This is a genomic window from Pseudanabaena sp. SR411 (assembly GCF_002251945.1).
GTDB lineage: Bacteria > Cyanobacteriota > Cyanobacteriia > Pseudanabaenales > Pseudanabaenaceae > Pseudanabaena.
Genome location: NZ_NDHW01000034.1, coordinates 10749 through 23913 on the forward strand (window position 1 = coordinate 10749; position 13165 = coordinate 23913).

A 13165-nucleotide genomic window follows, 5' to 3' on the forward strand; every position below is an offset into this window, starting at 1 on the left:
TTTAAAGTCCTGATTTTTTGTTGGAGGTTATATGATTCTTTTTCAAGAGATTATTGAAACGATTGAAAGCCTACCAATAAAGGATCAGGATTATTTGTTTGAGATGATTCAAAAGCGGAGAACTGCTACACAGAAAAATCTATCAACGGCGATGCTGGGTCAATCTAATATGCCAAATAAATTTATCTTTGATTACAGCGCTCCACCTATTTGGGAGGTTGTTGCTAAAATTTCTGCTCAAGTGCCTGATGAAGAGTGGCAAAAATTGCCAACAGATTTGGCAATGAATTTTGAAAACTATTTCAACTGCAAGTAATGAAAGAATTCCTTAATCAGACTCCTCCTGATGATACAGGTAGTAATACTCTAAAACGATATCGCTATCAAGCTCAACTAGCTTTACCATTCTGTTTGGAATGTGTTCAAGGTGATAGTGTTCATTCAGTTATTATGGAACACTTTGAAGATATTGTTGTGGAATACAAGGAATACTGGCAATTTATCCAAGTTAAAACCCGAAATGCTAATCTAGGTCCTTGGACACTTACAGATGCAATAGATGGTCTTCAAAGCCTCTATAGAGCTTATAAAGAAACATCAAATCTAAATGTTAAATATAGCCTTTTTTTAGAAGGAGCTATTGGAGTAAAGCAAAAAGATCTTCAGACTTTAGTTAGTAAGACACCTGAATTATCAACATCTCTCATTAAAACAGTTGCTAATAAACTTGAAATTAGTGAATTAGAGAGCAAAAACTTTCTTGGTTTAGTAACTGTTCATCCTAATCAGATTGATCGAAATGCTATTACCGCACATAATATAAGGCTGATGGGGCAAGTTTCTGGAAACACTTCAGCTAGAGAGATTGAGTGCTTAGAGCAAAAATTGACTGATGAGATTCTTCGAGCAATGTCGTATGATCGCCTAGAAAATCTTTTGTATCAGTATATTACCCAAGCAAATGTGATTGATAGCGAAGGGGAAAACAAGATTAAAGCCAAATGTCTCACAAATAAAAGTATTAAAGATATTATTGGTTCTCTTTTGTGTGGTGAGTATCCTTTACTGAAAAGATTCTCTGAAACTAATAATAATGATGTACTAGAAGATTCTACTAAATTAGAATTAAAGCTTATTGCAGGTGGTGCTTCTGAACGTATTATTAAACAGGCTAAGGAACTTAGAGCAAACGCTTCGTGTAGAGAATATGAGATTTTAGCTTCTGGATTTGAGAATGAGCAAAACAAAATTATAGATGTACAAATCCGAATTGAAACACTCACAAATTCAATTGTTGAATATCATGAAGATTCTCCAAAGCCAGCCAAAATTATATGGAAAGAAGTTCTTGAGGAACTAATAAAGAATAAGGGGGATATCGATCCTAATCGTATATATAAACAAGATCCTTATTTATTGCTTGGTGCAGCTTGTGGACTATCTGATGAATGTCGAATAGATTGGGGGGTGAAAATTGCGTAAAGAACTTTTTCACCCTACTATTGAAAGTGAGGCTAGAATACTCTTGTTGATCAATGGTTTCACTACAAAAACTAAATCCTTAGAAGGAAGAACCAAATTAGCTAAGCTTGATTTTCTGCTACGTTACCCCAGTTTTATGCAACGCGCTCTTTCTATTAAAAATCCTGAACAGACTATGAATGTCTCACAAGAAGAAGAACTAAATATTGAAAGTCGAATGATCCGATATAGGTATGGTCCTTGGGATCCATCCTATTATGCAATCTTAGGTAAACTAATAGGTAAAGGACTAATAGAAATTGTGCCTAATCAGCATGGGATTAGTTATCGTACTACAGAAAATGGACAAAGAATAGCCAATGCTTTGGCTAAGGAAGATAGTTGGTCTGAGACTAGAATTCGTATCAAACTACTAAAACAAAATTTTAATATCACTGGAACTAACTTAAAAAAGTTTATTTACGAACATTTCCCTGAAGTTACTGGTGCTAAATGGGGAGATGAATTATGAAAGTCTGTATCAATAAATTTTCCCTAATGGGTACTAATCGAGAGTTTTTCCTCCAACCTGGCTTAAATATTATTACAGGGTCAATTTTTAGCGGGAAAACAACACTCATGAAATGCTTAAGAGGTATTTTAGGATCTAACCTTCAAGACTTCTCAAGAGAGGCAAGAAATAACATTACAAATTTAGCTGGAGAAGTGTTAATTGGAAATGAGATCTATCAAATAATCAGACCTTTTGTAACAACTAGTGATGCTAAAGTTTCTATCGCTGGTGAATATGAAAATCAACGTTTACCAGCAATGCGTGGTAAGCGGGAAGAACAAACTTACGGTACATGGCTACTAGATAAACTAGGATTACCAACTTTAAGGGTTTTAACTGCTCCAACTCAAGCTGAAAGTGACACTAATCTTCTATCTATTAATGATTATCTAATGTATTGCTATCTTAGACAGAAAGAAATAGATGTCAATGTTTTTGGGCATACAGACTATTCTAAAAATATTAAACGCAAATATGTTTTTGAAGTGCTTTATGGAAAGTATGATGTTGAAATTGCTCAACTGCAAGAACAAAGAGTGGAGACAGTCCTTGAAATTCGTCGTCTCAAAAACTATACGAAAACCATTGAAGAATTTCTGTCTGGTACAGCTTTAGAAAATCGCGCTTCAATTATTCACAATCTTACAAATATTGAACATGAGATAGAATTATCTCATTTAGACTCAGAGAACCTAGCAAATGAAATTAGACAGAGAACAAACACAGATGAATTGCGTACAAATTTGTTGGAAATACAACAGAATATTGATGAATTTCGGCACAATCTTCAGTATGAACAATATAGTCTTAAACAAAAGCAAGGTTTAATTGCTCAACTACAAACTCAAAGTAAACGTCTCACTAAATCAATAGTTGCTAGTAGCTACTTGCTGGACTTTGATTTTCTCTCTTGTCCACGTTGTGGTTCTAGTATCAATACATCACGTTCCAATATAGATACTTGCTACCTATGCTTGCAACATCCAGAACCTCAAATTAGTCAAAATGACTTAATTGCTGAACAAAATCGTTTAGATAGACAGATTTCCGAAACTTTTGAGTTAGTTGACGCACATAGTAATGCAATTGCCGAAATTGAAAGCAGTATCAAGCAATTTGAAGATGCTCGTCAGATGTTGACTGATGAGATAAATCATCGCTCTCGTCGTTATGTTTCTGAGCAAGCTGAAGAAATCGCGCAACTAGAGCAACATAGAGTTGAACTACAAGAGCAAAAAAAGCGTCTAGAGGAATACTTAGAGCTATATACTCGACAAGATAATGCCATCTCTGGAATCGAGCAATTAGAATCTCTTATTGAAGAGCTTGACACCCAGATTGATCATGCTCAAAGTAAGGTATCAGAATTTGAAAGTTACATTGAATACTTGGATGATATTTACCAAATTATATTGCAAGAAATTCAAGTACCCTCCTTCCCAGATCCAGGTTTATCAATAATTGATCGTAAAACTTATTTACCAATTTTTGAAGGAAGACGGTTTAATGAATGGCAGGACTCCCCAGGATTGACGACAATGATTAATACGGCTCATGCTCTTGCTCATCAGTTGACTTGTTTAAATTTTCAACTACCACTTCCTAACATCCTTTTAATTGATGGGCTTTCAGGAAATATGGGGTATAAAAATGAAGATCTTGAACGTATTGAGGCGATCTATAACTATGTAATTAAAATTAGTCAAGAATATCGAGATCAGTTGCAGATTATTATTGCTGACAATACTGTTCCTGAAAATGCTCGTCAATACGTCTTTGCTGAATTTGATGACAATAATAAGCTGATACCTCTGTAATACGTCTCTCTAAAACTATTCATAAATTCTCTTTTATTTACAAATATTTTTTGCTGAGATATCTATGTGAACGATTAAAGAGATGTGCGATCGCTGTTTGATTTGAGGGAATAGGCGATCGAGTTTGTGGTGGTGTGAGGCGATCGCTGTTTGATGAGGAAATAGGCGATCGGGTGTTAAGGTTGCTGGGGCGATCGCTGTTTGATTTGGAGGAATAGGCGATCGGGTTTGGTAGGTGGTGAGGGACGATCGCTGTTTGGTGATGAGGGAAAAGGCGATCAGGTTTTGTGGGTGGTGAGGGGGCGATCGCTGTTTGATTTTGAGAGATTGGATGGAGATGCTGTTTCTATGATTATCAAGAGTCTAAAACGTCATGGGGTGAGCGATGAGGTGATTCGTGAGGCTTTGAGTGAGGTTGCTTAGTAGTTATTTTTGCGATCGCCCATTCAATTATTCTCAGTTAACGAATATCGCGATCGCCTATTACTAATCCCTTTTAAAGATAGAGTGTTGAGGCACTCGCGTTTGACTTGGAGTAAAATCTACGTTATTTTGTCCTAAATATCTTAGTACAGGACAAAAAGTTGCAAAAGTAGGCAGGAAGGGGTTTTATAAAAGATAACCACATCACAAATAAAACCCGTATGAAAGAGATTAGCGTATTTCGCGAAAAGTTATGAACATCTGCAATGGAATGGAGCAAGACTAGCGTTTGTGTCCATGTTCTTGATCGCACTAATGCGAGTAAAGACAGTAAACCTAGCCAAGCTCGCAACAGGATTTAGTGGTGAAGCTAAAGTCGAATCACACTATAAGCGGTTACAAAGATTTTTCCGAGAGTTTGAAGTGGACTATGAAAGCATCGTTTTAATGGTCGTCAAAGTGATGAAAATACCCGAACCATGGATCATCAGTATCGACCGCACCGATTGGAGATTCGGTAAGACTGTATTTAATGTGCTGACATTGGGGGTAGTGCATCACGGTATCGCATTCCCGTTGGTATGGATAATGTTGGACAAAAAAGGTAACTCGAACACCCGCGAACGTTGTGAATTGTGTAATCGTTTTCTGGAAATATTTGGAGGTCGCAAAATCGACTTTTTGACCGCAGACCGAGAATTTGTGGGAGAAGAGTAGTTTGATTACTTGCTGTGTGCCCCATGTATCCGTTTTCGTATCCGTATTCGCAAAAACACCTTGCTTGACGATGGGCAGAAACAACTGAGAGCTGACGTTTGTTTCCAAAATCTCCAAGTTGGTCAATGTCCAAGCCCAGATTAGTTTGGCAACATTGGCTTTATATCGCGGCTATGCGTCTGGATGATGGCGATTTACTAATTGTTGCAGCTCATGACCATAATAAGGCGATTGCCGACTATGCCAAACGTTGGGCAATTGAGACTTTGTTTGGTTGTTTTTAAATCTCGTGTTTTTTGTTTGGAGTCTACTCACCTTCAAGACCCTGAACGCCTTTCTAAACTAATTGCTTTAYTMACTCTGGCTTTATGTTGGGCTTTTTSTTCTGGGCTTTGGCTTGCTCAACTCARTCCCCTCAAACCTAAAAAGCACGGTCGCTTACCTAAAAGCATTTTTCGTCTTGGTTTKGATTYYCTGCGTCACTTCATCTTTGACCTTCATCTCAATTCTCTAACCTTTTTTAACTCCATTAATTTTTTGTCATGTACTTAGCCATCCGCCTACCAGATAACAAACACCTCTGACTAAAAAAACTTGCTGAGAGTCAATGCTTGAGCGTCAATAAACTCATCGAAGAACTCTCCACATCGCACTTGTCGAATTCGACACCTATACCAGATTTAAACTACTAGCTGATCAAGGCAACCCAGAAAAAGGTCTAAGACTACTTGATAAATTGGATTCCCTAACTGGATAAACTAGCGTAAGCAAATAGAATGAGTGCGATCGCCTATTCATCTTTGACTGCAACAAACTCCTTCGATACCCCGTCAGCTTGCGACGGGGTGATTCATTGTTGCTCTAGACAACCCCATTTTTCTTAAACCAATCCTGTAGACGTTTCCAGCCGTCCTCTGCTTCGGTTTGACGATAGGAAGGACGATAATCAGCATGGAAAGCGTGAGGTGCATCGGGATAAACAATGATATTGGAATTAGCACTGCAACCATTTAGCTTTTCGCGCATTTGCTCAACCGTATCTAGAGGAATGCCCGTATCCTTGCCACCGTATAACCCCAGAATTGGCACTTGCAAATTCATAGCGATATCAATAGGATGCTTTGGTGTAAGTGTTGTTGATTCACCAACCAGTCTGCCATACCAAGCCACACCCGCTTTAACTTGCGGATTGTGAGCAGAATATAACCAAGTAATCCTACCGCCCCAGCAAAAACCTGTAATCCCCAACTTTTGAGGATCACCGTTAGCAGATTTAGTTGCCCATGCCACAGTGGCATCCAGATCGGACATAACTTGTGCGTCAGGGACTTGACTAACCACTTTACGAATCTCAGCAATATCCGTCAATTTGGACACATCACCCTGTCGATAAAACATTTCAGGGGCGATCGCTAGATAACCTAATTTCGCGAGACGACGGCATACATCTTGGATATAAGCATGAACTCCAAAGATTTCTTGAATAACTAAGATCACAGGAAAATCTTTGCCCAAAGTTGGTCTAGCTCTATAAGCAGGGATCGTGCCATCTTTGACAGGGATTTTGACTTCACCTGCGATGATCCCCTTATTATCAGTGGTAATTACTTTCGCGGAAATTGGCTGCACGGCGATCGCAAAGCCAGCCGTGAGACTCGTAACGGTGATGAATTCGCGTCTGGTAAGTTTTGACATGAAAATAAACCTTTACAAAAATATAGATGGTGACAAGCTAGGCTTACCACCATCTATATTTTGCAACCTAAAACTAGAAATGAGTGTCGCCTCAAAACTCAAATAAATGAAGGCGGCGCGAAGCGCCGCCTTCATTTATTTGCTATAGCTGGCAATGATGCTATTTCAAAAACCACTCGAAGTAACTAATCTCAGGTACTGTGCCAATTCTTATCGGTAATACTGATATTCCTAATCCTTTTGATACATATACATCAATTGAATTTGTCTGATACCAACCGCTAACATAATTACCACTACGTGGTGGGCGTATAGGTGTAAAGCCAAATAATGATATTTGCCCCCCATGAGTATGCCCAGAAAGCATATATTGCGGCTTATACTCTCCTAATGTTTTCAATTCATCGGTAGAGATTTCATCTATATATGCGGGGGAATGGGAAAGTAATAAATGATTAGGATTAGGACTAATATTCTGAAGTGATTTAGTCAAGTTAGGCTCACCAACTAAATCATCAACACCTGTGATCAATAGTCTCTGATTACCTTTTTGATATAAAGCGCTTTCATTAACCAATAAACGACAATCATAGGTATTGTATATTTTGGTTAGAGTTGCCAAATCAACTTTTGACTTGTATTCCCAGTTTCCGAGAATTGCATATTTGGTAATTTTGCGATCAAGAAGAGACAAAAAGCGATCGTATCCATTAATTTGGTCAGCTTTATCAATAGAATCCCCAGTCAAAACAATAATATCTGGATGCAGTTGATTTACTTGTTCTACAATTTGCTGAGTACGATGATTAAATTTTTTCAGATGGAGATCGCTAATTTGAACAATTTTTAAACTGTCTTGATTAGTGGTGATTTCTGGATTGAGACGATATCGTGCAACGACAAGGAGACTTGGCTCGATACTAAAAGCATAAATAGCCAGTAAGGCTAAAAACGTAACAATAAAGAGCAGAATATATCGTTTTTTCCTTATTTTCCACATTAAAATATCTTATGGTCATAGTTAGCTAGTCAGCTAATGTAAAGTCTATGCTGAAACACCTGTTTCATGACAACGAATGCGAATTTTGGTAATTTGTGATCTCAATAGTCTATGCACTAGAGTTAGTTATTAGCCATACCATAACGTACTGTCGTTTAAGCTTTTGTAAGGTGTGTTACGCTGCGCTAACACACCTTACAAAGAGAACCTTACAAAGAGAAATAGACTTAGCTTGTTTCTCTAAATTATTTGCCAATTTTGACTGGAGTTTTAGTAGCTTTGATCTCGTAAATTGCTTTTTCTAGCAAAGAAACTCCTGTCATTTCTTCTGGTTGTGGAACTTGCAGGATTTCTAAAATCGTAGGTGCAATGTCTGCGAGACGACCGCCAGACTGCTTCAGCCTCACATCAGCACCATGACCATAGATCTTACGACCTTCACCCTCTACCAAAATAAATGGCACAGGATTACTGGAATGGGCTGTCCAAGGATTGCCATGCTCATCACACATATATTCGGCATTGCCATGATCGGCGGTGATTAAAGCTGTACCACCAGCATTGGCAATACTAGACAATAATTTTCCCAAACATCGATCCACATGTTCGAGAGCTTTAACTGTCGCTTCAAAGTTGCCAGTGTGACCAACCATGTCGGGGTTAGCATAGTTAATCACGATTAGCGAGTAAATTCGCTTGGCGATCGCCTCCGCAGCAATGCGTGTTACCTCGGCAGCCGACATGGCTGGCTCTTGATCATAGGTAGACACACGCGGACTATTGACCAGCACCCGATCATCGCCTTCACTAGCTTCTTCCAGTCCACCATCAAAGAAATAGGTGACATGGGCATACTTCTCAGTTTCGGCGAGGCGTAACTGCTTTAATCCATGCTGTGCGACAACTGGTCCCAGTAAATTAGTTAAGTTTTGGGGCAGAAAGGCAACAGGTACGGGTAAAGCACTGTCGTACTGTGTAAAAGTGGCATAGGCAAGATGCTCAATATATTCGCGTTCAAAGCCCGTAAAATTTTTGGCAACAAGAGCTTGGGTGATCTCACGGGAGCGATCGGGACGGAAGTTGAAGCAAATTACGCCATCACCTGAGGCGATCGCGCCATGGGCGACGCGAGTAGGTGGTAAAAATTCATCGGTAATTTTTTCTTTGTAGGCGGCTTCCAGTAAGTCAGTTGGTGCGGTTAGCTCAGAAGTAATTTGATCATTTGTCAAAACTTCATAGGCTTTTTGGACGCGATCCCAGCGCTTGTCACGATCCATGACAAAGTAGCGACCACTGATTGTGACAATGCGCCCAACACCAATCTTTTTGATATGTGCTTGTAAAAGCCGAATAAAGTTGATCCCTGAGTGCGGCAAGGTGTCGCGTCCGTCGGTAATCACATGAATGCAGACATCTTCAATTTCTTGGGACTTGGCTAAATCTAGTAATCCCAATAGGTGATCAATATGTGAATGTACGCCGCCATCGGAGCAAAGTCCGATCAGGTGCAATTTGCTATGGTTAGCTTTAACCTTTTCACAAACTTCTACTAGTACAGGATTTGATAATAACGAGCCATCATCGACGGCATCAGAAATTCTTACTAACTCTTGGGGGACAACTCGACCTGCACCAATGTTTAAATGTCCAACTTCAGAGTTGCCCATTTGACCTTTTGGTAAGCCAACATCTTTGCCAGAGGCTTGGAGGAGAGTTTTTGGGTAAGTACTCCACAGACTATCCATGATGGGAGTATTTGCTGCGACGATCGCATTGCCCTCGGTTTCTTCCCTATGTCCCCAGCCGTCTAAAATGATCAGAACCAGTGGAGAAACAGACCCCGTTTGCATAAAAGACAGTTCCTTATTAAGTACATGTTCACTCCTGACTAGGCAATCATACCATTGGAGTAAATCTACTGATTATCTTAACAATACTTGGCAAGTAGCGCGATCGCAATGTATCGTAAAAAACTTTTAATTATTCCCAAATTTGTGGTGCTTTGTTTCAATCGCTGAATTGCTGGGTTCAAAACCAATTTTGGGGTTTGCCGGGCCCACGGCGCGGCAAACCCCAAAATTGGTTTCATCATGAGAATTGCTCAGGTGAATCACCTCATTCTATTTTGCCGATCGCTAACGAATGTATGATGATTACTCTGCAATAAATTCTTTCATCGGTTAAAAAATTCCCCTCACGAATGGCGCTAATAGTTCAGAAATATGGTGGCTCCTCCGTAGCCGATGCCGATCGCATTAAGGCAGTCCGCGATCGCATTAAGCGGACAGTTGATGCTGGTAATCAAGTTGTAGTCGTGGTTTCAGCGATGGGCAAAACCACCGATGGTTTGGTAGCTCTCGCCGAATCAGTGTCAGCAACTTATAACCAAACCCTCACCGAAATTGCGGCAAAAGAGCGGGAAATGGATCTGCTCTTAGCAACGGGAGAGCAGATCACGATCGCCGCCTTAAGTATGGCTCTGCAAGCAGCAGGACAGCCTGCGATCGCCATGAATGGCTCACAAGTAAGAGTAGTTACGGAGCCAAACCATACTCGCGCCAGAATTTTATACGTAGAACCAGACCAAATCAGATCGGCGCTGGATCTAGGTAAGGTTGTAGTGATCGCAGGATTTCAAGGTGTGGCAATTGATCCAGCCACTGGTTTACCGAGCAATGAAATTACCACTTTAGGCCGTGGAGGATCTGACACCTCGGCAGTGGCGATCGCCGCCGCCATCAACGCTGACATTTGCGAAATTTATACCGATGTTCCCGGAATTCTGACCACTGATCCGCGCATTGTCCCCAAGGCGCAAATGTTAGCGGAAATTACTTGCGATGAAATGCTAGAGCTAGCCAGTTTAGGGGCAAAAGTTTTGCATCCGCGATCGGTGGAAATTGCGCGTAACTTTGGCGTAAAAATGTGTGTGCGATCTAGTTGGCTAGATGATGCGGGTACGGTGATCACTTCGACTGGCATTGGCACTGGCAATCTGAAATCCTTAGAAGTGAATCGTTTTGTCGAGACAGTTTCAATTGATTATGATCAAGTCAAAATTGCGCTGTTACAAATCCCCGATCGCCCTGGAATCGCCTCACAGTTATTTAAATCTCTCGCCGATCAGGGGATCAATGTTGACTTAATTATCCAAGCAGTGCAGGAAACCGAAGGGGTCAATGACATTGCCTTTACGATTCCTCAAAATCAACTCCAACTTGCCGAAGTAGTCACCCGTAGTTTAGAAATTGGCGCAAGTTCAGTCACCGTTGATGCTGCTGTTGCCAAAATCAGCATTATTGGGGTGGGCATGATCGGACGACCAGGGGTTGCCGCGCAAATGTTCACGGCTCTGGCAGAAGCGGGGATCAATATTCAAATGATCTCTACTTCTGAAATTAAAATCAGTTGTGTGATTGCGGCGGCTGATGGTGAGGCGGCGATCGCAGCGATCCAGAAAACCTTCGATGTGCCAGTGCGATCGCATCAAGCCTGCGAAATTACATCGGAACAAAACTCAGACATTTCGCCTGTGCGTGGTGTCGCTCTAGATCGCAATCGCGCCAGAATTGCGGTGCAGCAAGTACCTGATCGCCCAGGGATGGCAGCCAAAATCCTTGAACAGCTTGTCGAGCAGAATATTAGTTTGGATATGATCGTCCAGTCGCAATCTGATCGCGATGTTAACGAAATCGCTTTTACTGTGGCGATTACTGATCTCGCTAAAGCTGAAACTGCCCTCAACCAATATACTAAGGAGCTTGGCTACGGCGAAGTGACTTGCGATGCGGACATTAGTAAAGTCAGTATTGTGGGAGCCAATATGATCCATCAGTCGGGAATTGCCGCCCGCATGTTTAGCGCCCTTGCTGATTCAGGTATTAATATTGAGATGATCGCCACATCTGAAATTAAAGTAAGTTGCGTAGTGCGCGATCATCAAGCGGAACAAGCACTAAAAGTTATTCATCAAGAATTTAATCTGTCTGGTGATCGTGCAATTGAAGTTCCCAGTGCCTTGAAAAAGTAGTAAGTGTGGCGCGAAGCGCCACACTTACTAGCTAAATACGCTTTAAGATAAGTACATATCCCGCGAGCATTTCTCTATGTCATCTGATAAATCTAGCGATCGCCCTAGCAATCCCCCCACTGATCCCAAGCAAGCGCCACCAGTTCATAAACAAGAAAATTCATTTAAAAATTTCTTGACTGATAACTTGCCCACCGTCACAGTGGCTATTTTGTTAGCAGTTGGCGTAAGAATATTTATTGCTGAGCCACGTTATATTCCTTCTAGCTCGATGGAGCCGACTTTATTAATTGACGATCGCTTAATTATCGATAAGCTTTCAATTCGTTGGCGCAAGCCTGAACGTGGCGAAATTATCGTCTTTAATCCACCCGTTAATCCTGTTGTGCCTGATGCATCTAAGGTTTATATCAAGCGGGTGATTGGGTTGCCAGGTGATCGTATCAGCATTCATGATGGACGAGTCTTTGTAAATGATTCGCCTCTAAATGAGCCATACATTGCTTCACCTCCCAACTATACTTTACCCACTCAAGACGATGCTCTCTGCCCCAACTGCTTCCGTCCTGATAATGTGCAGTCTGGGAAAGATTATCCATTTTTTACAGTGCCAAATGGTAAATATTGGGTAATGGGTGATAACCGCAATAACAGTTTGGATTCTCACGCATGGGGATTTATGCCTGAAGAGAATCTAGTTGGAAGGGCGATGTTTCGCTACTGGCCCTTTGACAATCGAGCTGGTAATTTAAGCGTTCCTAAATACAACTAGTAGAAGGGGGCGCTTCGCGCCCCCTTCTACTAAATACACAATAAATAGATATTGATCCATGTCCACAGAAACTAAGCTCGATCCGCAAGTTCCCATTAAGCCTTGGTGGCAACAACATGGTGAAACCATCCGTATTTTTGTCGTGGCTCTTGCGATCGCTTTATTTCTGCGGGCGTTTATTGTCGAGCCCCGCTTCATTCCCTCTGGCTCGATGGAGCCGACTTTGCAAGTGGGCGATCGTATCTTGGTCGATAAAATCTCAATGCAATGGCAAGAACCAAAACGCGGCGATATTTTGATTTTCTATCCACCAAAATCTCCTGCGATCGATGATACAAGTAAGGCATATATCAAGCGCTTGATTGGCATCGAAGGCGATCGCATTGGAGTACGTGGAGGCAAAGTCTATCGTAATGGGGAAGCGATCGATGAGCCATATATTGCGGAAGCTCCTAAATATGCGATGCGTGAAGTGGTCGTTCCCAAAGATCATTATTGGATGATGGGCGACAATCGCAATCATAGTAACGATTCGCATATTTGGGGATTTTTGCCCAAGGAAAATGTCATCGGCAAAGCAACTATTAGATTCTTTCCTTTTGGCGATCGGCTAGGCGCAATTACAACAGATAAACAATAGATAAAATTTTCCGTCTAATATTATAGATTAAATCTA

Annotated in this window: 13 protein-coding genes and 1 pseudogene; 11 read left to right on the plus strand and 3 right to left on the minus strand. The window is 40.9% G+C overall.

Annotation, left to right across the window (positions count from 1 at the left end; translation table 11 throughout):
* Positions 1-31 precede the first annotated feature (31 nt).
* From B9G53_RS01235 to B9G53_RS28895, 8 genes and pseudogenes are all read left to right on the plus strand, one after another.
* On the plus strand, positions 32-316 hold the full coding sequence (locus B9G53_RS01235) for a hypothetical protein (RefSeq protein WP_094528506.1): 285 nt from the start codon (positions 32-34) through the stop codon (positions 314-316).
* Positions 316-1482, plus strand: a complete 1167-nt coding sequence (locus B9G53_RS01240; RefSeq protein WP_094528507.1) for a dsDNA nuclease domain-containing protein — start codon at positions 316-318, stop codon at positions 1480-1482. Before B9G53_RS01235 ends, B9G53_RS01240 begins: the two co-directional genes overlap by 1 nt.
* The gene (locus B9G53_RS01245; RefSeq protein WP_094528508.1) at positions 1475-1993 is read left to right on the plus strand and encodes a hypothetical protein; all 519 of its coding nucleotides are present in this window, start codon (positions 1475-1477) and stop codon (positions 1991-1993) included. The genes B9G53_RS01240 and B9G53_RS01245 overlap by 8 nt, the downstream gene beginning before the upstream one ends.
* Positions 1990-3852, plus strand: a complete 1863-nt coding sequence (locus tag B9G53_RS01250) for an ATP-binding protein (RefSeq protein ID WP_094528509.1) — start codon at positions 1990-1992, stop codon at positions 3850-3852. The genes B9G53_RS01245 and B9G53_RS01250 overlap by 4 nt, the downstream gene beginning before the upstream one ends.
* Positions 3853-4053: 201 nt before the next feature.
* Positions 4054-4275, plus strand: coding sequence for a hypothetical protein (locus B9G53_RS01255; RefSeq protein ID WP_141211670.1), 222 nt, complete (start codon positions 4054-4056; stop codon positions 4273-4275).
* Between the two features lie 291 nt (positions 4276-4566).
* Positions 4567-4992, plus strand: coding sequence for a hypothetical protein (locus tag B9G53_RS27855; protein ID WP_217901486.1), 426 nt, complete (start codon positions 4567-4569; stop codon positions 4990-4992).
* 125 nt (positions 4993-5117) lie between these two features.
* The gene (locus B9G53_RS27860; RefSeq protein WP_217901487.1) at positions 5118-5276 is read left to right on the plus strand and encodes a hypothetical protein; all 159 of its coding nucleotides are present in this window, start codon (positions 5118-5120) and stop codon (positions 5274-5276) included.
* A gap of 258 nt (positions 5277-5534) precedes the next feature.
* A pseudogene (locus tag B9G53_RS28895) lies at positions 5535-5749 on the plus strand (toxin-antitoxin system HicB family antitoxin).
* Positions 5750-5853: 104 nt separating this feature from the next.
* Here B9G53_RS28895 and B9G53_RS01270 read toward each other — a convergent pair.
* The 3 genes from B9G53_RS01270 to gpmI form a co-directional block, all read right to left on the minus strand.
* Positions 5854-6687: a dienelactone hydrolase family protein gene (locus B9G53_RS01270; protein ID WP_094528511.1), complete on the minus strand. Its 834-nt coding sequence runs from the start codon at positions 6685-6687 to the stop codon at positions 5854-5856.
* A gap of 160 nt (positions 6688-6847) precedes the next feature.
* Positions 6848-7687: a metallophosphoesterase gene (locus B9G53_RS01275; protein ID WP_094528512.1), complete on the minus strand. Its 840-nt coding sequence runs from the start codon at positions 7685-7687 to the stop codon at positions 6848-6850.
* 245 nt (positions 7688-7932) lie between these two features.
* Complete coding sequence (gpmI, locus tag B9G53_RS01280; protein ID WP_094528513.1) at positions 7933-9537, minus strand: 2,3-bisphosphoglycerate-independent phosphoglycerate mutase; 1605 nt, start codon at positions 9535-9537, stop codon at positions 7933-7935.
* 350 nt (positions 9538-9887) lie between these two features.
* Between gpmI and B9G53_RS01285 the strand changes: the two genes are divergently transcribed.
* The 3 genes from B9G53_RS01285 (at position 9888) to lepB (B9G53_RS01295) (ending at position 13129) form a co-directional block, all read left to right on the plus strand.
* Positions 9888-11717: an aspartate kinase gene (locus B9G53_RS01285; protein ID WP_094528514.1), complete on the plus strand. Its 1830-nt coding sequence runs from the start codon at positions 9888-9890 to the stop codon at positions 11715-11717.
* A gap of 76 nt (positions 11718-11793) precedes the next feature.
* Entirely contained in the window at positions 11794-12489 is a 696-nt protein-coding gene (gene lepB / locus B9G53_RS01290; RefSeq protein WP_094528515.1) for a signal peptidase I, read from the plus strand.
* A 58-nt stretch (positions 12490-12547) separates the two neighbouring features.
* A complete protein-coding gene (gene lepB, locus B9G53_RS01295; RefSeq protein ID WP_094528516.1) occupies positions 12548-13129 on the plus strand; it encodes a signal peptidase I in 582 nt (193 codons plus the stop codon).
* Positions 13130-13165 lie beyond the last annotated feature (36 nt).

Bases quoted from the DNA above. Each gene is read 5' to 3' on its own strand.
- gpmI (WP_094528513.1), bottom strand. From the start codon at position 9,537: ATGCAAACGGGGTCTGTTTCTCCACTGGTTCTGATCATTTTAGACGGC.
- B9G53_RS01270 (WP_094528511.1), bottom strand. From the start codon at position 6,687: ATGTCAAAACTTACCAGACGCGAATTCATCACCGTTACGAGTCTCACG.
- B9G53_RS01285 (WP_094528514.1), top strand. From the start codon at position 9,888: ATGGCGCTAATAGTTCAGAAATATGGTGGCTCCTCCGTAGCCGATGCC.
- B9G53_RS27860 (WP_217901487.1), top strand. From the start codon at position 5,118: ATGTCCAAGCCCAGATTAGTTTGGCAACATTGGCTTTATATCGCGGCT.
- B9G53_RS01240 (WP_094528507.1), top strand. From the start codon at position 316: ATGAAAGAATTCCTTAATCAGACTCCTCCTGATGATACAGGTAGTAAT.
- B9G53_RS01275 (WP_094528512.1), bottom strand. From the start codon at position 7,687: ATGTGGAAAATAAGGAAAAAACGATATATTCTGCTCTTTATTGTTACG.
- lepB (WP_094528515.1), top strand. From the start codon at position 11,794: ATGTCATCTGATAAATCTAGCGATCGCCCTAGCAATCCCCCCACTGAT.
- lepB (WP_094528516.1), top strand. From the start codon at position 12,548: ATGTCCACAGAAACTAAGCTCGATCCGCAAGTTCCCATTAAGCCTTGG.
- B9G53_RS01250 (WP_094528509.1), top strand. From the start codon at position 1,990: ATGAAAGTCTGTATCAATAAATTTTCCCTAATGGGTACTAATCGAGAG.
- B9G53_RS01235 (WP_094528506.1), top strand. From the start codon at position 32: ATGATTCTTTTTCAAGAGATTATTGAAACGATTGAAAGCCTACCAATA.